Origin of the sequence: Pseudoalteromonas sp. A22 (assembly GCF_018141345.1) — a bacterium.
Taxonomy (GTDB): Bacteria; Pseudomonadota; Gammaproteobacteria; order Enterobacterales; family Alteromonadaceae; genus Pseudoalteromonas; species Pseudoalteromonas maricaloris.
In genome coordinates this window covers 950581-969378 of sequence record NZ_CP047237.1, presented here as the reverse complement: position 1 = coordinate 969378, position 18798 = coordinate 950581, and the positions used below count along the sequence as shown (strand labels likewise).

Sequence of the window (18798 nt, the reverse complement as noted above, 5' to 3'; positions counted from 1 at the left end):
TCGTTCATTCTTTTTAAACGACGAAAAAGAACGAACCAAGAAAACGTCGCCCCAGCATCACACTCAATCCTCAAATCCTAAGCCGATATAGTGCAACCGTCTTGTAAGGCACGTCCATGATGCCAGACAAGACTTGGCCGACATCCTGTCGGCACATTGCATATCGGCTTATGGCTTTTCGGGTGTGATGGAGGGGGAATAAGTTGCTTGTAAGATCTTCTACGATTTTTACGATGAAGCTGTTTGCAAGGGTTACAAAAACTATCAGCATAGCCTCCTAATTAGCAGTGCGGATAGCTTTGTGGGAGATGTATGGACTCCTCCCCCTTATCGGGAGCAAGAGAAAATAAGTGACCCCCATCACTATAGTAATTAGTGGTGGGGGTCAGCGGTTTGCTTTTAAGCGACCATAGTCAATTACACGCTAAGGACAAACCACATCAGAAACGATATCAATGTTGATTTGTGTCTTTGACATGATTATTTCTTCTCCACGATAATTGCAGTGATTGTTGTATCACCAACATTTTTAACTTGATGTTCCCATTGGTCATGCCACATCACGTAGCCATCCGGGATCTCCAAGGTCATGTCTTTTTCACTCGTTGTTATCGTCGCCTTGCCACCTTTTTCGAAGTAAACAGTCTCAGCATTGTGTTTATGCCAGTTATCCTGTTCCCCTGGTTTGAGTGTCATTTTAAGTACAGTAACCTCTTCGTTCTCTAGCAGTAGTTGATATTGGTTTGGAGATGCAATGTGTGCAGCCTCGACCTTCGTGTCTTGTGCAAACGCATTTCCAAACAATAGGACTGAAGTAACAGCAGTAAATACAACCTTTTTCATAGGAATTCCTATTTATGCATACCACGAATAGGGTAGTTGTTTGCAGGATTTCGTATCCAACCTAAGCCACTAATCAATGACTGAAGTTCAGGTCTTACAAACGGGTTGTTTGAAATATCTACTACATGAACTTTTCCTTCATTATTGACAACAAATAGCCCCGGCTCAGCAAATGGATGATCAGTTTCTTCAGGCGATCTTGGAGCTGATATAAACAACCCAAGTTCTTGCATTTGTTCAACAGTAAGACCGTATGCGATAGGGAAAGTCACATTAAGTCTTTCCATATGACTTTCGAGTTGTTCTTTACTGTCACCAGAAACGGCTATCAAATCTACGCCTGTTTGAGCGAGTTGGTCTTTCGCACTTTCTAACTGGTTTAAGTAGCGAGTACAAAGTGGGCAATGCTGCCCTCGGTAAACAACAACCATCTTCCAATCCAAACCATTTTCAGGCGTAGACAACTTTTTAATATCACCATTTAGAAGTTTGGTTTCAATTGCAGGAAAGTCTGAACCTGCATGAAGTTTATTGGTATAATCAATGCTCATGACTGTTCCTTAAAAATGCTTGTTAATGTGCGTTTCGAAACGTTTGAAGTCGTTTTCAACATCTGCGTTTTTCATCACATCAAAGCACGCAAATGTTTCCATTGGCTTCATTCCAAAGAACTTGAAGTTCATGTGCATAGGGAACATTAAATCGTCGATTGATTTCCCATCGAAGAATTCTTCTGGATCATTAAAGGCTTCTTCCGGCGCATTAAAGGTGAGAGACATCATGTATTTGGTGTTGGTTAACGTGCCGCCCTTACCATAGTTTTTCTTTGGTGATTCTGCTGTGCGACCGTCGCCAACGCATAAAGCTCCTCCCATGCCTGCTGTGTATACTTCATCCATATACTTTTTGAATGACCAAGACACGCCCATCCAATTGCTTGGTGTTTGCAAAAATACAATGTCTGCCCATTGATGAAGTGCTAATTGCTCCTCCACATCGTACCCGTCACTCATTGTTACTACGCGCGTGTTATAACCTTTATCTTCCAGCATGGTTATTGCCTTATCAATCAAGGCTGCATTTAGCTTACCTTCAGAGAATGGGTAATATTGGTGGGCATTAATAATTAATACGTTTTTAAGATCAGTAGTGCTCATAAAACAACTCCAAACTAAATTTCAGCAAAAATAAGTAAGAGAGACACTCTCCTACTCAATCAATGTGTGGTATATTTTAGTAACCTGATTTAAGTTATCAATTAGTATACTTTTAGTAACCTAGTTGTTTTTTAGGAAAACTGATGGAAAGTGTCGTAAAAACAGACAGTAAAGGTAGAAAAAAAGTTTTAAATGCATGCACTGAACCCTGTGCTATCGAAAAAGGCATGCGTTTAATTGGCGGAAAGTGGAAAGGTTCCATTATTTATCACCTTAAAGATGAACCTGTAAGGTTTAATGACTTAACCCGTATGCTTGGCGGTGCCAGCAAAAAAATGGTCGACCAACGCCTAAAGGAACTAGAAAGTGAAGGGATGGTTCGTAGAAAAGTGATAAGTGACAGACCTGTCGCTGTAACTTATGAATTAACCGATTTTGGCAAAACCGCACTGAGTATTTTAGATGAACTCAGGATCTGGTCAGAGTCCCATCAAATTTAACAGTAGCTACTTTGAATTATTTAGCACAGCCCAATGCAGATTCTTATTTTGGAAATCTGCTTGGCGATTTTGGCGGAACAAGGCATGTAAAAAACTTGCCACTCACAGTGAAAAAGGCATTGGATAATCATTATCTAGTCGATAAATTTATAGATAACCATACAAAAATAACTGACACCCATCACAATTAGCAAGCGGCGATTGCCGAGTGTTTCTACTTGGCGATATCCACGACACCCGCTGTTTAACAGATAACTTCGTTTAATATCGTCTAACTCATTTATGCTACAAAATCCGTTAACATAAATGAACTAAGGGTCAGATTTGAGCAATGAACGGGCATTCAAAATATCCCTTCGTGTAGTTCACTTAGGCATGGGCTTACATTTTCAAAAAACGACCAATTTCAGACGGGTTTTCAATAGATGGTCAGTATAACTAATTAGTGGTCATATTGAGTACTCTAGTCGAAAATGAGAATATTAAAGAACTGAAATCATTGGTTTTTATGTTGGCGCAAACCTTGCTGTCTCAAGGTTTCTTTAATTTCATAATGGATTAAAAAATGAGAAACCTCGGATATTTTTTGTTTTTACTAATTTTTGCGTCAGGTTGTACTACAAACAATAGAGACCAAAGTCACACTCTCAACGAAGAAAAACACCAACCAAATGACGTTACTATTGTAGAAGAGGTCGTTTTTGAAAGCGAAGGTGTACAATTATCAGGGAGCATGTATATACCTAAAGATGCGCGAGCTGCAGTAGTATTAGTGCACGGCTCTGATCCTGTCCCACGAATGACTAAGTTAGCACAGTCACTGGCTAAGAGAGACTTACTAGTTTTGACGTATGACAAGCGTGGAGTTGGTGAATCTGGTGGCGTTTACGTAGGGCCTCAGGTGGGAACCAATAATATAAGTGTTGATAATTTAACTTTGCTTGCGAAAGATGCAAGTGCTGCGGTAGATGTGGTTCATGGCTATGACAAAGAGTTATCGATTGGACTTATTGGCGCGAGTCAGGCTGGCTGGATTATTCCAATTGCCGCACTCAATAATCAATCAGTAGAGTTTATGGTTCTCTTCAGTAGCCCTACAATCACAACTCTGGAACAACTTAGATTTCAGTTTTATACAAATGGTAGAGAAGACTTTTGGGAAACTCATACTGATGAAGAATCGCGTGAACATACGTTAAATGATCCTGACAGATATGATTTTAAAGCAACGGACCCGAAAATTTCTTTGAATTCTTTATCGATACCTGGGCTCTGGCTCTTCGGAGAGCAGGACATACAGGTCCCAGTCAAAATGTGTATCGAGCAACTGAATAGGATGAAAGCTAAAGGCAAGCCTTTTGAATATGTATTATTTCCATCGCTAGGCCACAATACTAATAAAGCAGAGCCTCTAGATATTGCGATACAATGGATAAAGCAAAATAATTTTTCCCGCTAATTCGCAATTGTTGTTTTGCTGATGTTGATCAAATAGAAGAGCGTAGTTAACTAATGGCTCAAATGTGACGAAGCGGCTATGCCGAGCGTCACTGAGCTCTCTTGCTGCTAGGTCGACTTTATGAGCACCCTAAATGAATCTCCGCTTCTGACAGTTCAAGTTTAGACTTGTCCAGTTTAACGGATATCGGTGTTTAACACCGACCCAAACCTTATACGCTACCTTCTGATTCTATGACCAAAATTCTCGCCTCGCCACGAGGATGGGCAACATGCTCAGTGCCAATTGAAGCATAAAAAATATCACCAGTTTGCAACAGGGCTGATTGCTCAACGCCATTCTCTTTGTAAAACATGTCAACCTCGCCGTCTAACACGACAAAGACTTCTTCACCGTCATTAACATGCCACTTATAAGGTTGATCAGTCCAATGCAAGCGGGTTGTAATACCATTCATATTGGCGATGTCTTTTGCGCCCCAAGCGCGTTGAGCTGTGAATGTTTTGCTTCTAATTATTTCCATGATGCTTCTTATTTTTGAATTGCTAATATTCTCAAATTTTTGCGTTTATAGGCTTTGTTGCGTTTGATGAATAGACGGTTACGTAAGGTAGTGCTCAAAAAATCAAGAGCAGTATATTGCTTGGTGCTTTATACAATGTCCAGTTAAAGGGCTCACAAACTATAAAGTTATTTTATCCAGCATAAGCGCAAATAGTGTTGGACGTTACTGTGATCATTCAACTGAGCGATCGTTTTATCCTCTTTCTCATTGGCTAATGCCACTTTGGCTTTAAATTTAGGTGAGTGGTTTCTACGCTTTCATGTCATGGGCATACAAAAGCACTAATGTACCACCTTGTTTTTTGGCTAGTTAGTTGCTGCTTGAACACTGCAGGATAACCTTTTTCTAATAGAACATTTTCGGCCAGTGTTTCTAAAGCATTAGCTTGGACTATTTCATTTTCACTACGTCTAATTGCATAACCTGAGATTTTGTATCCCGATCGAGCATTTACGGACGAAAATAGCTCTCTAACTCTGACTCTGCCCTTTGCTCCTTCCATCTCAAGTTGTTGCTTTATAAACTCTGCTTGTTCTTTAGCGCTAGCTCCAGATGTCGTACACCAAAAGATATCATAATCCCAATCTTCCCAATCAAAAGAAGGTTTAACGCTTCTGTCTGTTCTTAAATTACTATCTTCTTCTATTTGAAATTCTTTCTCTTTTGCAATTATTTTTGCAGTTTCTTGCTTGATCATTGGTGTCCCGCCTGCTTCTAAAACGCCTAACAAGCGGCTTCTTAATTCACCATCCACCATAACTAAAACAAACTGCTTCGCTACTTCCTGCTTTCGCTCGTTTTTTTCTTCTAAAGATAGCTGAACGAGATCATAAATTTTGAAATTAAATTCTCGTTCGGCATTTATCCTCTCACGCTCATCGCGCGCCTCTTTAATTGCAATATCTACGGCAGCAACCTGCTCCTTTAACTCTCGATCTAAATTTGAGACCGAAAAATTTAAAATAGCTACCATCGCAGCTATTGTGACCGTAATAAGAGGTATAAAAACGTTTTGTAAAAATGCACTAAAAGGTTTCCAATTCACCTTTAAATCCTCCAAAAATCCCGTGTTCCTGTAGTGGGTTCTTGTTTGCGTCCTTTCGAATATCCAATCCTGACGGTACTCTTATTGGCACTTGAATACACCGAGTCAATTAGTTGAGTCAAGGTTATGCTTGTTGTCGGTTGCTTCGACCAAACACCGTAAAGCAAATATAGCCACTCTTTCGTAGTTCCGCTGTCATTCGGTGCCGACGATACTTAATTTATTCGCTTTCGGTCGTAGCAGTCTGGTTGTGCACAGCGAAAATATCACCGAATTCACTTTGGTGAGTGCAGACCTAACCTATTGCCTTCTGTATCTAAAAATAACGCGAAGAAACCGCTTTCGTCTGCATGTGGGGTTTTGGGGGTCAGTATTTTCCCACCACTTTCTTCTACTTTTGATAGGACTTGCTGTAAGTCTTCACCCGCGTTTAAATACAGAGTAACGCCAGTGCTGGAAGGTGCGTAACCTTCACCTTGAACAATCACACCTACGGTAGGTTGCCCTTCGTACGGGAAGAGTGCCATTGTCATTTCAAACATATCTATGGTTTCCATGGAGACCACAAAAATACGGCTGTAGAAATTTACGGCGCGGGTTAAGTCGGTTGCTGGAATTTCAAAAATTGATGCAAAGCTGTGCATGTTATCGTCCTTATTTTCTATGTGGGTCGGCTAGCTTTTGGTGATTAGGTTAGTGTTTACTGGGCTCGTTTAAGGCTCAACGAGTTCGACTTTAAGATAGTGTGGGGAGACAACAATTAATTGTAAAAAAGCGACAGGACTATTTATAGAAAAGCCGTGAAAGCGTCATGCCTTCGTCATCGAGAAACGCTCGCGGGTTTACCCCTGTGAGTGCTTTAAAGTCCTTAATAAAGTGAGACTGATCATAATAATTGCTTTTGTACGCGATGTTGGTGAGATTGTCTTCACGATTTATGAGGAGTGTTAAAGCGCTTTGCAAGCGTACAAGTTTACTTAAATGTTTTGGACTAATACCGACAAGGTCTAAAAACTTCCGCTCTAGTTGGCGCCTTTTGTTGGGATTTGATTTGGTGATTGCATTAACCGATATATCGCCATTTTGTGCAAAGATAATGTCTACCGTTGTTTTTACAATGTGCTCAATTGTCTGCGGGTCGCTCAGCTTGTGAAGGAGAAAGGCCTCTAAAATCTCAATCCTTTGGTTTGTGTTTCGCGCTTGGATGATATCACTTTCAAGCTTTGCGGCCTCATCTGGCTTAAATAGCTCGTAAATCGATGTTTCTTGATTTTTTAAGCTCTTTATCGGTTTCGAAATAAAGTGGGAAAAGGCATAAGGAAAGAAGCTGGCTGCAAAGGTGTGAACGTATCCGGTTGGTTGAATATAAAAAGGTGACACGGTTTGTCCAAGCACCATTGCGCGCGGTTGCAGTATGTAGTCATGTTCTGATGTATAGCGTTTAATATCGTCGCCCAATATAAAGGCCAGTTCAATGCAGCCGTCGGGGACAATGCGTTGCTTTGCGGCATCTTTATCTGCTGTAATTTCCAATGTCCAAAAGCAATTGATAAATGAGGATAAATTTTCACTAGGTAAAAATTTTTTGTAATCCATAAAGTCTCCGTATCTAGCTATGGACACTGGTAAATTTAGCAACCGTTTTATGATCTGCTTTTTAGACGCGCTATACTTGCTACTGACCTTTATTGATATGCTTATTTATCCAATCTTGGTAATAAGATACACGCGTTAATACTGCTGTTGAACCGTATTTTCCTAAAGTATAATTTTCCAAATCGCCTTCAATTTCTCGCCACGCTGCCAATCCAACCAATACTGGTGTTGAGCCTTGATAAATGATTGCTGCGCCGCCGCTATCTCCAGAGCCTATGGTGCCTTCCAACGGTAGCGCATCGGCTCCTTGTTCGAAGGTAAATCTGAGCCAGTGGGCTTTTGCTTCTGTGATCACGTTGTTGTAAACATGCATTTGATAGTCGTCTTGAGTGAAAGCCCAATCTGAGAAAAATTTGGTGACTTGATACCATGCATAGGTCGTTAGGCTTGGTCCCTCAGAGTCGTGCTCTTCACCCGTTATCCCCGTTCCGATAGCGCCGCGACCAAACCCAGTTATTTCCATGCCTAACTCTTCATTTCCCTCATATATAGCGATGGGTTGAATGTGTGTCACAGGCTTACTTAAGCGAATTAATGCAATATCTTTGGCGTTATTTAGCTGCTCCATAAGCGGTGTCGGGTCGCCTTCACTCCAATCACCTTCTACCTTTTTGTAATCCGGATGAATAATGATTTGTGCAATTTGATTTTCAACACCATGCACCATGATAGGTTTGTCTTGATAGTCATACATAAACGTATAAATGACGTGAGCTGGTGCCAACAACCAATGCTTATCAATTAACACCGAACCGCCTTGGAATGGCATATCAACATAAAACTGCGGGATGCTGTTAACCTTATACAAGTCAGGGTCAACATCATGTCTTTTGACAACCGCATGGTTCTGAAAAGAGGCAAACATGAGCAAAAAAATGGCAAGGTATTTCATCATTATTCCTTATTTATTATATTGTTATTATTTCCAAAGTGGCCAATAAATCATCATACTGAAACTTTCTTTTCAATGCATCAATAAATGTACCTATTTTCATACGGCACTCCCTCTCAAAAATATCTGCACGCTCACCAGATTAAAAGAAATAAAAACAAATGGTTATTGTCATGCTATGACGCCAAAAATAGTGCAAATTAGTTGGGAAACATGATTGATAAGAAATTTGACTGGTGCAATCAAGTTTGTGAGGTAACAGCATTAAGGTAAAGTTAATTTATGTGCTCTAGGCCAGGCTATTTGCCGTTTATGCAATCAAAAGCGAGTTGCTTGCAAGGAAATCTCTGAAAGCTAAATCGCTTTGCGGCAACCACATAAAATAAATTGAAAGGAACAACGCATGATAAGGATGATATTTGCAACTTTTCTATTGCTTTGGGGCACGCAGGTTAGCGCTCAAGAGCTTATCTTATCGAAGGTCGTCAAGTTAAAGGTTGACTCACCAATCACTATTTCGCATGTGTCTGAAACGTTAGTGTTGGCGTTTAAATACAGTAAGTTGCTTCACGAAACGTTAGATCCGAAAAGATTTATACCTGCTGTTGATTTATCTGGGCATGAACATCAATTTGTACGGAGTTTGTTTGAGGTCGATTCAAGAATGAAATTGCCAGCTTGGCTCCAGATACTTTCAGAAGAGGTCGCAAGCACCTATCAAATACAGAATGTCCAACAAAAATCTATTCAAGAAATTACGATATTTAGTAGTTACAACAAAGAGGAAACACACGGGATAGTGTTTGTTCTTGAAGCGCAAGTAATTCATAAAATAGAGGTTTTTGGACAACAATCACAGTTTCAAAATGTGATAAATAACATAGCGGCAAGGTTTTAGGGATCTAATAATCAAAGTGCTGTGGCGGAGGTCCAATCACTGCTGCTCAGCACGTTAAGTTACTGGCTTTCGATTCGCTAAAACTATCTAAGGCTTTGCTGTTAATCCAATCAATCTTCTAACCTAACCACACACTTGACCTCAAGTTCACTTGAAGTAGTACAGTCACCACTTATTGGCATGGCGCAATGGTAGGAGTGGTAACGCATGTTAGAAGATACGGTAAATACAGAGGATCAAACTGCTCTGGGAGCCGGACAAAAGCGGGTGTTGTTCAGCTTGGCTGTGGTACTCATTTTGCCAACGCTTGGCATGAGTAGTATCAATGTCTTGTTGCCAACACTTGCTGAGGAGTTTGGCGTGGGGCAGGCATTGGTGAATTGGGTCGTTGTGGCATATTTGCTTTCGCTTACCGCGTTTATTCTTGGTGCTGGCGCTATTGGAGATAGCGTTGGCCGAAAAAGGGCACTTCGCATTGGGATCAGCGTCTTTTGTGTGGGCTCCATTGTCGCTGGGCTGAGCGTAAATCTTTGGATGTTGATTGCTGCTAGACTGTTTCAAGGCATTGGCGCTGCGCTGTTATTATCTCAAGTATTTGCACTGGCAAGCGTTGCGATGCCAAAGCGTAAAGTTGGACTTGCAATGGGGCTACTCGGTACTACCGCTGCGATTGGCACGGCACTGGGGCCATTGCTAAGTGGCGCAATGCTAGAGTGGTTATCATGGCAGTTCACTTTTTGGTTGATGATATTGCTTGGAGGTGCAGCTTACTTTTTAATAGCAAGATTTCTGTCTGATGATGTCGCAAATCCACCTGAGCCACAGCGTTTTGATGTTATTGGAAGTGTGTGGCTGTCGGCGTCATGCCTATTTTATGTGTTGGCTATGCCATCGAGTAGTTCGTTTAGCCTTGTCTTACATAGCGTATTTTTCTTCTTTTCTGTGGCTTTTATCTACTGTTTTGTACAAAGTCAAAAGCGTGCTCAGTTTCCACTTGTGAGTTTGGCTTTTCTGAAACACAAGCTACGCAACACCTCGTTAATCGTAAGCTTTATAGTTGACGCCATCGCGATGTCGACATTAGTTGTCGGACCTTTTTATCTCACTTATGCGTTAGGGCTGAGCCCGGTCACGGTTGGTCTTATTGTGTCTATTGGACCTTGTATTGCTGCTGTCGCTGGTTATCCGTCAGGCGAGGTGGTTGATCATTTTGGTATCGCGTTTGCTATGTTTTTGGGCTTGCTGATGATCCTTATTGGGACAATTAGCTTTGCAATCCTACCTTCATTATTTGGACTTTATGGCTATGTTGTGGCGTTATTTGTGTTAACTCCCGGAAGGCAGTTGTTTCTAGCGGCTCACCATACCTTTGTGATGATGACAGTAGCCGAAAAAGAAAAGGGCATGGGATCAGGGCTCATTAATTTATGTAAAAACTTAGGGCTAATGACTGGAGCCTCATTACTTGGTGGTGTATTTAGCCTGTTGTTGCAGGTAAAGAGTGCGGCCTTGGCAAGCTCTGCACAACTTAATATGGCATTTTCACTGACCTTCTTACTCGCTGCACTGTTTATTTTGGTATCGCTCGTTGCTGTATTTGTGATTAGCCGAAAGCAAGCGTTTTAAAAGTAGAATGCGTATCTCGAAAAATTTTTTCGTCCTTTTTTCAAACTTAAGGTTTTCTTAATTTTCGCTTTTTAAAGTTTTTACATCAGAACAGGAAAGGTGTGAAAACGATGGGCGAAGCACTACAAGCAACAAACTCACAAAGTCGTCTTAGATGGGCAAACAAGACTTGCGGCGCGCGCGCTGAATTGGAGCACGCTATCCACAGTGGTTTTGCCCATGCTTTTGGCGCTGACATTCATGAGTATTATCCCCTTTTAAGCCATTTAAACTACCGTCAAAGCGATTGCTTTTTAGGTCTTAGATTTGCAGCCAAAGACGCATTATTTGTGGAGCAGTATCTTAATCGTCCGGTAGAGCTGTGTCTCTCAACGGTTTCAGAGCGTAATCATATCGCGGAACTTGGCAATTTGTTCTCAACAGGCCGAATGGCAACGTTAAGCCACTTTATTGTACTGACTCAAGCACTGCTTGAGAGTGACATCCGCTACTTGGTGTTTACGGCAACCAAACAAGTGCGTGCATTGATGAAGTTATGCCAAGTCGAGGTTAACAAGATTTCTTTGGCACACGGCACTATCGCCTCAGCTAAAGATTATGGCAGCTATTACCAATGTGCTCCGATGGTTTGTTCGGTCGATTTACATCAAGCCCAGCAGGTGATCACAAACACTGAAATGTATCAACACTTACTACAAGGACTCGAGGTCGAAATCGCGAGCTTAAAAGGGGCATTTTTATATGTGTGATTTCTTAAAAAAACTGCCACATCAAGACAGTGATGTGATTTTACAACAAGGGCAAACTCGTCTCACTTTTGCTGAGGTAAAGTCTTACACGCAAGCTTTGGCAGAGCGCTTTATTGTGATGAGTGGCGAGAGTGTTGCGGTTTCGTTAGACAACTCTATCGCTTGGTTATTGGTAGATTTTGCACTATTACAAGCAAATAAAGTGTCTATTCCAGTACCTCATTTCTTTACCACAGCGCAAGTTGAACACACCCTTGAGCAGTCAAAAGCAAACTGGTTGATCAGCGATACCAAGCTTGAAAATAGCGCTGAATTTTCGGTGTTGGATGTCTATGGTCAAGCAATCTATGTATATCAAACTAGGTGCGAAAGTACGGGAACCTATTTTCCTAAAACGCAAAAGATCACTTATACCTCAGGTTCAACAGGCGCACCAAAAGGCGTATGTCTGTCGGTTGAAAACCAGCTTGTCGTGGCGAGCAGTTTATGCGAAACCATCGCACTTAATCGCCCTAAGCACTTGTGTTTATTACCGCTACCTGTGTTGCTAGAAAACATCGCGGGTGTGTATGCGCCGCTGTTGAGTGGTGGCATGGTTGAGGTAACCGAACTAGCGTCGCTAGGCTTTTCGGGCAGCCAGTTGCTATATCCACAAAAGTTGCTGCAAAAGATAAGTGAAGTACAACCAAATAGCTTAATTTTAGTGCCTGAGCTGCTGCGTTGCCTGCTAAGTGCCACGCAGCAAGGATGGCAACCCCCTGCAAGTTTACGCTTTATTGCAGTCGGTGGCGCGAAAGTTGACACTGAACTGCTACAGCAAGCTAAACAGCTGGGCTTACCTGTGTTTCAAGGGTATGGACTTTCCGAGTCAGGGTCTGTTGTTGCACTGAATACTGGTGAGCAAGATGGTAGCGTCGGTAAGTTACTGCCTCATATTCAGGCACGTATTGTGGCAGATGAGTTAGAGATCAAAGGGAATAACTTTTTAGGTTACTTGGGCGGCGAAGCGATAGCCCAAGATGCGTGGTTAAAAACCGGCGATAGAGTGTCGAAGCGTGAGCAGCATTTTGTCATTGAAGGCCGGCTAAAAAATCTTCTGATCAATAGCTTTGGACGCAATATTTCTCCCGAGTGGCCGGAGTCCGTTTTGCTTGCCTATGTACCTTTACTGCAATGCGTTGTGGTGGGTGATGGCAAGCCATTTTTAACGGCGCTTATTTATACCCCGACACAACTAACAGCAGCTGTGATTGACAACGCCATTGAACTTGCCAACCAGCAACTCCCTGATTACGCAAAAATAAAACGTTATGTGCGCGTAGATGAAGCCTTTTCGGTAGGTAACGGCATGCTTACCGCGAACGGTAGACCTAAACGCGACGTGATTTTAGCTAATTTCGCACAGCAAATTTCAGCGCTTTACTCCCAGAATCAATACGAAGCGGCAGAGTCCGTAGCTTCGGTTTAAAAGGAAAACGACAATGAGCAACTTTTACCAAACCCTACAATCAGAAACGGAACAAGCGCGCCAATATCTACTAAGCGCACCCATTATTCATGATGTTTTTCATGGTCAGATCACCAAAGGCCAATACGTTTCATTTTTACAGCAGGCGTTTCATCACGTAAAGCACACAGTACCACTCCTTATGGCGTGTGGCGCAAGGCTTGATGACAGTAAAGAATGGTTGCGAGAAGCAATAGGGCATTACATCGAAGAAGAAATGGGACACCAAGAGTGGATCCTTAATGATATTGCCGCCTGTGGTGTGGATAAAGAGGTAATACGTCATAGCATGCCAAGCTTCGCAACTGAAATGATGGTGTCTTATGCGTACGACAGTATCGCTCGTAAACATCCATTGAGCTTTTTTGGCATGGTTAATGTGCTTGAGGGCACTTCCATCGCACTTGCCGATGATGCAGCTCGTCAAATTGCGAATAAACTTGGTCTGCCTCGTAGCGCATTTTCTTATTTAACATCTCATGGCGCGTTAGATGTTGAGCATATTGACTTTTTTGCAGGGCTGATGAACAAGATCAGCTGTGAAAAAGAGCAAGCGATCATTATTCACAGCGCTAAACAGTTTTATCGCTTGTATGGCGACATATTCCGCAACATTGAAGCGGTGCCTGCAGGTGTTGAATTTGCGGAGGTAGGCTGATGAAAGCAACAAAACTTGCCGTTATCACTGGGGCCTCTCGGGGGATCGGCCGAGCCATTAGTAAACAGTTGGCCATGCATAATTGGCGTTGTTTGCTGATTGGTCGGGACAGCGAAAAATTAAAGCAGGTGATAGCGGGGTTATCCGGAGAACACGATTATCTTGCTTTGGATATCACCGCTGAGGACGCTGCGACACAAATCGCGAGAAAAGCGGCGACTATGGGTGGGGTTGACTTACTCGTCAACAACGCGGGCATTAACACCATGGCTGGGTTTGCTGAAATTTTACCAACTGACTTAAAAAAGCAGATGGAGACGAATTTATTGGCGCCCATGCTAGTTAGTCAAGCCTGTTTACCACAGCTGATTTCCAGTCATGGCACCATAGTTAACCTAGGTTCGGCGTTTGGTTCTATCGGCTTTCCATATCAAAGCAGTTATTGCGCAAGCAAGTTCGGTTTGCGTGGTTTTACAGAGGCACTGACGCGGGAACTCGATAACCAAGTTGCGGTTAAATATCTCGCGCCACGCGCAACCACAACAGAAATGAATGACGATCGCGCGACAGCTGTAAACCATGCACTAGGCAATCAGATGGACTCGCCAGAAGTCGTCGCACAAGCCTTTATGAAATTGCTCCATAGCAACACCAAACGTGCTGCCATTGGTTTTCCTGAAAGATTTTTTGCGAGACTTAATGGCTTGTTACCAGAGCTTGTTGATAACGCATTAATCAAAAAAGTGAAAACCATCCAAACCATTTTTTCCACTAAGGAGTCATTACGATGAACGCACTAAAAACCTTGTTAGCTTCAGCAACATTACTGGTATTCAGTCAAGGTGCTTGGGCAGCATTTGACGATGATCTTAGCCAAGTCCAAACTAAATGGGCAATGGTAAATTATGAAACCGAGGGCGATGCCCAAGAAAAAGCATTTGAAGAATTGGTTAAGCAGTGCGTGGCATTTGTTGAACAATATCCAGATCGCGCTGAAGCTTACATCTGGCGAGGTATTGTGCAGTCGAGCTTTGCAGGAGCGAAAGGTGGCTTGGGGGCGCTTGGTCTTGCCAAAGATGCGAAAGCTTCATTCGAAAAAGCCATTGAACTTGATAAAAACGCACTGTCTGGTTCTGCATTAACGAGTTTAGGCACGCTCTATGCTCAGGTCCCAGGCTGGCCAATTGGGTTTGGCAGCGATAAAAAGGCGAAAAAGCTGTTCCAAGAATCATTAGCGATCAATCCGGCAGGAATTGATGTAAACTATTTCTATGCACAGTTTTTATATGACGAACGTGATTATAGTGCCGCGCTTGCACACTTGAAAAAAGCGCAGAATGCGCCAAGTCGTCCGGGTAGAGAAAAAGCCGATGAATACCGTCAAGAAGAAGTGGCACAGCTACTGGCGAAAGTCGAAAAAAAGCTAAAAAGAAGGAATAAATGAGGCTATTACTTGTAGAAGACGATGAGCTACTGGCACAGGGGCTCATCGCATCACTCAAAAAAGAAGGGTATGCCATCGAGCATGCGCCGACGCAAAGACAAGCAATCAGTTTTGTTGAATCTGGTGAATTTGAGCTGGTGGTGCTTGACCTTGGTCTACCCGACGGAGATGGTTTGGCGGTACTCAAGGCGCTGAAAAAAAACAAATCGCAAACCGCTGTGCTCATTCTAACCGCGAGAAATAGTCTTGATGATAAAATTGCAGGGCTGGATTTAGGGGCTGATGACTATTTGGCTAAGCCGTTTGAGCCAAAAGAACTGTTTGCGCGTTTGCGGGTAATTGGTCGACGCTTCACCAAACAAGTGAGCAGCACGTTGAGTTGCAACGATGTCGTGTTAGATCTTGCCAGTCACGAGGTGCTTGTAAGTGGTAGCGCTCAAGAATTACCTCGTAAAGAATATATGCTACTCAAGGCGCTGATGGAAAATAGCGGCCGTGTGCTGTCTAAAACTCAGTTAGAATCTAAGCTCTATGATTGGGGAGAAGCTTTAGGCTCTAACGCTATTGAGGTACATATTCACCACCTCCGCAAGAAAATGCCCGATGGATTTATCAAAACGCTGCGTGGCATTGGCTATGTGGTTGGCAAGGGGGCTTAGTGGGCACGAAAAGCTCGCTTGGAGGTGCTTCAATAACGAGAAAGTTGACCCTAATTTTAGTGTCAGCTTTGGTGCTGACTGCATCCATGGCGCTACTACGGGGTTATCACTCCAGCATGGCGATGGCACAAGCACAATTAGACAGCCATTTAGAGTCCATCGCAACACTCGTTAATACTCAAGTTACTGCGACTACCTTGCCCAGTGGTGCGGGTAACAACGCATTTTACTTTTTAGTGCTTGAACACAATCAAGTTGTTGCGGGTAGTGAGCTACTTGCTAAGTACAAGAACAAGCTTAAATATCATGCTGGGTTTAGCACTCAAAATGTGGGGGCGACTAGACTCAGAACTTTCAGTGAAGCGTTTGGCGAAAGGCAAATACTGGTAGCAGAGCCGGTACAAAAGCGTTTTGCACTTGCTGAAGGCATGATTGTCTCAGCAATGACGCCATTGGTGGTGATTATGCCGTTTCTTGCGGTGTTTATTGCATGGATTATTTATACGGCGTTAAAGCCTTTACGAGATCTTTCTAAAGAGCTTAGACGACGTAACCCCAAAGACTTTACACAGCTGGCAGTGCAAAGCGACAAAGCAGAAGTGGCAATCGTTATCGCGACGCTAAATGACCTCTTTCAAAAGGTTGAAGTCGCGTATCTCAAAGAGCGTTATTTTGCTTCCGATGCCGCTCATGAGTTAAAAACGCCGATCGCAAGCTTAAAAATTCACCTGCATAATTTAACGCACGATACTAAGCATCCCAGTGCCATTGCTATGTCAAAAGGGCTTGAGCAGCTAAACCATGTGGTTGAGCAAATGCTGACGCTAGCGCGTACAGAGCCAGAACTGTGGCATAAGCAATTTGCGCAGCTAGACTTAGTGGCATTAACTCAAGACCTGATTGCTAACTGTTACCCGAGAATTGAACAAAAATCACAAAATATCAGTTTAGAAGCGTCAGAATCGACCATAGAGGGCTGCGAGTTCACATTAACCACACTATTTTCTAATCTAATTGGTAATGCGATTAAATACACGCCAATTGAAGGTGACATAGAAGTAAAAATTCAGCAGCATGCGCAGCGGATTGTGTGGCAAATCGATGATTCGGGTTGTGGTATGTCGGATGCGGAAATAGAGCGAATTTTTGACAGATTTTATCGCGTTGGTGGAGATAAACACCCTTCAGGGGAAAAAGGGGCTGGTTTAGGAATGGCGATAGTCAATCATATAATTGCAATTTATCATGCAGATATCTCTTTTGCTCGCAGTCATTTAGGTGGGCTTAGAGTTTGTGTAAATTTACCGAGGGGGCTGGATGCTAAGGACTAAGGTCTCTTCGCTGTCTTTCGCGCTTGGTTTGCCTTTGGCGACCTGTAGTTTCGCCTTGTGGGCGGAAGAAAGTTATACCATTATTCTTAAAAATCATTTGTTTACACCTGCACAAGTTGAGGTTCCTGCAAATCGTAAAGTAAAGCTCATCATCGAAAATCAAGACCCTCAAGTTGAAGAGTTTGACAGTTTTGATCTTAATCGTGAAAAAGTGCTTTTTCCGAACCGTAAAAGTGTGATTTATATCGGCCCGCTAGCACCCGGTGAATATAGTTTTTTTGGTGAATTTTCACCAAATACAGCACAAGGTATCGTTATCGTGAAGGAGCCAAACAATGCTTCTTAATGCGGTGGTGGTGAGCGTGAACCAATTATTACCAGTAACTGTACTTTGGGTACTATTAGCACAATGTACCAATGCTGCTTTACCACTTAAAACGACACTCATCGCGTTGAGTGCGGGGCTAGTCGGCTGTTTTGGCATATGGTTTTTGGGTGGAGAAATAGCCTCGAGTTTTGATTATCGCGGGTTCGAGTTATTGCAAATAGGACTGCTACTCAGTTTATTTTGCTTAATGATTGCAACAAAACGCACCGGACATACGGCACTTGCAGCCTTGGCCTTTGGACTAGCCGTGGTATTGTACTTGCACCATTTGGCAAGCTTTGCGTTCTCTTATTCAAAGCCAGCGGATGGTCAAACCCTCGCTATTGGCACCTCGCTTGGTGTGGGGATCTGTTTGAGCTTTTCTATTCTACTCTTCTTTTTCCTTGATTGGCTGAAGAGTAAGCACTTACCTTGGTTGTTGCTGTTGTTATTGGCTTTACACGGTGCGAGTAAGGTGTCGATTGCATTGGACTTGGCGCTTCAAGTGGACTTAATTAGTGCCGCCAGACTTGAAATAGACTTGCGACAGATTGTGGACGAACACAGTGTTGTTGGTCGAGTGCTGAGAGTATTAGTGGGGTATGAGGCAACACCAAATGCTGCGACGCTTGCAGGGTTTGGAGGCGCGTTGATTACGTTCTTGGGATGTACATATTGGAGAACAGCGCATGCGAAATAATGTTTTACTCGCGCTGCTGGTGAGTTTTTTTTGGATTGTGGCGTTTAGTGCAAAGGCGGATGGTATGGTGGTGGACAAAGTTTATCATCCATACGTTTTACCGCTTGAACGTGAGTTGGAGTGGCGACTACTATCTCGCCAAACCGAGCAAGGGAATGTGTTGGCACAGCGTTTAGGACTTGGTTGGAGCCTCACCGAGACAATGACCATCGAAGGTTACGCAATAGGTGAGCGTGACGATGAGGGCAATTTTGACTTGGCAGCTTACGAGCTAGAGTCGCGGTGGCAATTTGTAGAGCAAGGGCGCTACTGGGCGGATATAGGCATGTTGTTCGAGCTTGAAAAACGCCATAAATTCGATGCCTATGAAGCAACCGCAGGGTTTTTATTTGAGAAGGAATTTGGCCGCACGAGCCTTACCATGAATGCATTTTTGGTGAGGGAGTGGGGTAAGGACATTGAGGATGAATGGGAATCTGAGTTTAGAGCGCAACTGCGCTACCGCTTGTATAGTGCTTTTCAGCCTGCAATTGAAGTCTATGTCGGAGAAGACTTTTTTGGTGTTGGTCCGGGGTTTATCGGATTGCATCGATTCGAAGGTCAAAAACAGCTGAAATGGGAAGCGGGTTTTATTTCGGAGATCAGCCAATCCGGCAAAGATCATAGCTTTAGACTCGCATTGGAATTTGAGTTTTAAGCGCCGCTTTTACTTTGTTTAAATAAAGGGGGAGATGCAGCAAAA

At 42.9% G+C, this 18798-nt stretch carries 22 protein-coding genes and 1 pseudogene; 15 read left to right on the top strand and 8 right to left on the bottom strand.

The genetic code is table 11. The annotated features are described in order from the left end of the window. Positions 1-480 precede the first annotated feature (480 nt). The 3 genes from GSF04_RS03895 to GSF04_RS03885 are packed head-to-tail and all read right to left on the bottom strand — an operon-like array spanning position 481 to position 2000. On the bottom strand, positions 481-843 hold the full coding sequence (locus GSF04_RS03895; RefSeq protein WP_039496341.1) for a hypothetical protein: 363 nt from the start codon (positions 841-843) through the stop codon (positions 481-483). Between the two features lie 8 nt (positions 844-851). After that, on the bottom strand, positions 852-1394 hold the full coding sequence (locus tag GSF04_RS03890; protein WP_211856716.1) for a peroxiredoxin-like family protein: 543 nt from the start codon (positions 1392-1394) through the stop codon (positions 852-854). Between the two features lie 9 nt (positions 1395-1403). After that, positions 1404-2000 carry an NAD(P)H-dependent oxidoreductase gene (locus GSF04_RS03885; protein ID WP_017217774.1) on the bottom strand — a complete coding sequence of 199 codons (597 nt, stop codon included), beginning with the start codon at positions 1998-2000 and terminating at the stop codon, positions 1404-1406. Between the two features lie 143 nt (positions 2001-2143). Between GSF04_RS03885 and GSF04_RS03880 the strand changes: the two genes are divergently transcribed. The 3 genes and pseudogenes from GSF04_RS03880 (at position 2144) to GSF04_RS03875 (ending at position 3959) form a co-directional block, all read left to right on the top strand. Next, the gene (locus GSF04_RS03880; RefSeq protein WP_017217773.1) at positions 2144-2500 is read left to right on the top strand and encodes a helix-turn-helix domain-containing protein; all 357 of its coding nucleotides are present in this window, start codon (positions 2144-2146) and stop codon (positions 2498-2500) included. An 11-nt stretch (positions 2501-2511) separates the two neighbouring features. Then, positions 2512-2661: pseudogene (locus GSF04_RS23295) on the top strand (DUF479 domain-containing protein); the annotation flags it as partial. A gap of 404 nt (positions 2662-3065) precedes the next feature. Beyond that, positions 3066-3959 (top strand): alpha/beta hydrolase, encoded by an 894-nt coding sequence (locus GSF04_RS03875; protein WP_211856714.1) that lies wholly within the window; start codon positions 3066-3068, stop codon positions 3957-3959. Positions 3960-4170: 211 nt separating this feature from the next. Here the strand turns inward: GSF04_RS03875 and GSF04_RS03870 are convergent, their stop codons facing one another. The 5 genes from GSF04_RS03870 to GSF04_RS03850 form a co-directional block, all read right to left on the bottom strand. Next, a complete protein-coding gene (locus GSF04_RS03870; RefSeq protein ID WP_039496348.1) occupies positions 4171-4482 on the bottom strand; it encodes a cupin domain-containing protein in 312 nt (103 codons plus the stop codon). Positions 4483-4786: 304 nt separating this feature from the next. After that, on the bottom strand, positions 4787-5569 hold the full coding sequence (locus tag GSF04_RS03865) for a hypothetical protein (protein ID WP_211856712.1): 783 nt from the start codon (positions 5567-5569) through the stop codon (positions 4787-4789). 275 nt (positions 5570-5844) lie between these two features. Then, positions 5845-6213: a VOC family protein gene (locus GSF04_RS03860; protein WP_211856710.1), complete on the bottom strand. Its 369-nt coding sequence runs from the start codon at positions 6211-6213 to the stop codon at positions 5845-5847. A gap of 139 nt (positions 6214-6352) precedes the next feature. Continuing rightward, entirely contained in the window at positions 6353-7165 is an 813-nt protein-coding gene (locus GSF04_RS03855; protein WP_211856708.1) for a response regulator transcription factor, read from the bottom strand. A gap of 79 nt (positions 7166-7244) precedes the next feature. Next, positions 7245-8120 carry a trypsin-like serine protease gene (locus tag GSF04_RS03850; protein WP_240703421.1) on the bottom strand — a complete coding sequence of 292 codons (876 nt, stop codon included), beginning with the start codon at positions 8118-8120 and terminating at the stop codon, positions 7245-7247. A 400-nt stretch (positions 8121-8520) separates the two neighbouring features. On the opposite strand from GSF04_RS03850, the gene GSF04_RS03845 reads away from it, so the two are divergent. From GSF04_RS03845 to GSF04_RS03790, 12 genes are all read left to right on the top strand, one after another. Further along, on the top strand, positions 8521-9015 hold the full coding sequence (locus GSF04_RS03845; protein WP_211856706.1) for a hypothetical protein: 495 nt from the start codon (positions 8521-8523) through the stop codon (positions 9013-9015). A 207-nt stretch (positions 9016-9222) separates the two neighbouring features. Beyond that, on the top strand, positions 9223-10641 hold the full coding sequence (locus GSF04_RS03840; RefSeq protein WP_211856705.1) for an MFS transporter: 1419 nt from the start codon (positions 9223-9225) through the stop codon (positions 10639-10641). Positions 10642-10751: 110 nt separating this feature from the next. Then, positions 10752-11390 (top strand): thermostable hemolysin, encoded by a 639-nt coding sequence (locus GSF04_RS03835; RefSeq protein WP_211856704.1) that lies wholly within the window; start codon positions 10752-10754, stop codon positions 11388-11390. Continuing rightward, on the top strand, positions 11383-12858 hold the full coding sequence (locus tag GSF04_RS03830; RefSeq protein WP_211856703.1) for an AMP-binding protein: 1476 nt from the start codon (positions 11383-11385) through the stop codon (positions 12856-12858). Before GSF04_RS03835 ends, GSF04_RS03830 begins: the two co-directional genes overlap by 8 nt. Before the next feature lie 13 nt (positions 12859-12871). Continuing rightward, positions 12872-13555 carry an iron-containing redox enzyme family protein gene (locus GSF04_RS03825; protein ID WP_039496368.1) on the top strand — a complete coding sequence of 228 codons (684 nt, stop codon included), beginning with the start codon at positions 12872-12874 and terminating at the stop codon, positions 13553-13555. After that, on the top strand, positions 13555-14346 hold the full coding sequence (locus tag GSF04_RS03820; RefSeq protein ID WP_211856702.1) for an SDR family oxidoreductase: 792 nt from the start codon (positions 13555-13557) through the stop codon (positions 14344-14346). Before GSF04_RS03825 ends, GSF04_RS03820 begins: the two co-directional genes overlap by 1 nt. Further along, positions 14343-14999 (top strand): hypothetical protein, encoded by a 657-nt coding sequence (locus tag GSF04_RS03815; RefSeq protein ID WP_045963623.1) that lies wholly within the window; start codon positions 14343-14345, stop codon positions 14997-14999. Before GSF04_RS03820 ends, GSF04_RS03815 begins: the two co-directional genes overlap by 4 nt. Next, positions 14996-15658 carry a response regulator gene (locus GSF04_RS03810; protein ID WP_130165751.1) on the top strand — a complete coding sequence of 221 codons (663 nt, stop codon included), beginning with the start codon at positions 14996-14998 and terminating at the stop codon, positions 15656-15658. Before GSF04_RS03815 ends, GSF04_RS03810 begins: the two co-directional genes overlap by 4 nt. Further along, positions 15658-16989 (top strand): ATP-binding protein, encoded by a 1332-nt coding sequence (locus GSF04_RS03805; RefSeq protein WP_211856701.1) that lies wholly within the window; start codon positions 15658-15660, stop codon positions 16987-16989. Before GSF04_RS03810 ends, GSF04_RS03805 begins: the two co-directional genes overlap by 1 nt. After that, positions 16976-17335, top strand: a complete 360-nt coding sequence (locus tag GSF04_RS03800; protein ID WP_010603824.1) for a cupredoxin domain-containing protein — start codon at positions 16976-16978, stop codon at positions 17333-17335. The genes GSF04_RS03805 and GSF04_RS03800 overlap by 14 nt, the downstream gene beginning before the upstream one ends. Beyond that, positions 17325-18056 carry a hypothetical protein gene (locus GSF04_RS03795; RefSeq protein WP_017217753.1) on the top strand — a complete coding sequence of 244 codons (732 nt, stop codon included), beginning with the start codon at positions 17325-17327 and terminating at the stop codon, positions 18054-18056. The genes GSF04_RS03800 and GSF04_RS03795 overlap by 11 nt, the downstream gene beginning before the upstream one ends. Continuing rightward, positions 18046-18753: a hypothetical protein gene (locus GSF04_RS03790; RefSeq protein WP_211856700.1), complete on the top strand. Its 708-nt coding sequence runs from the start codon at positions 18046-18048 to the stop codon at positions 18751-18753. The genes GSF04_RS03795 and GSF04_RS03790 overlap by 11 nt, the downstream gene beginning before the upstream one ends. The last annotated feature ends 45 nt before the right edge of the window (positions 18754-18798 follow it).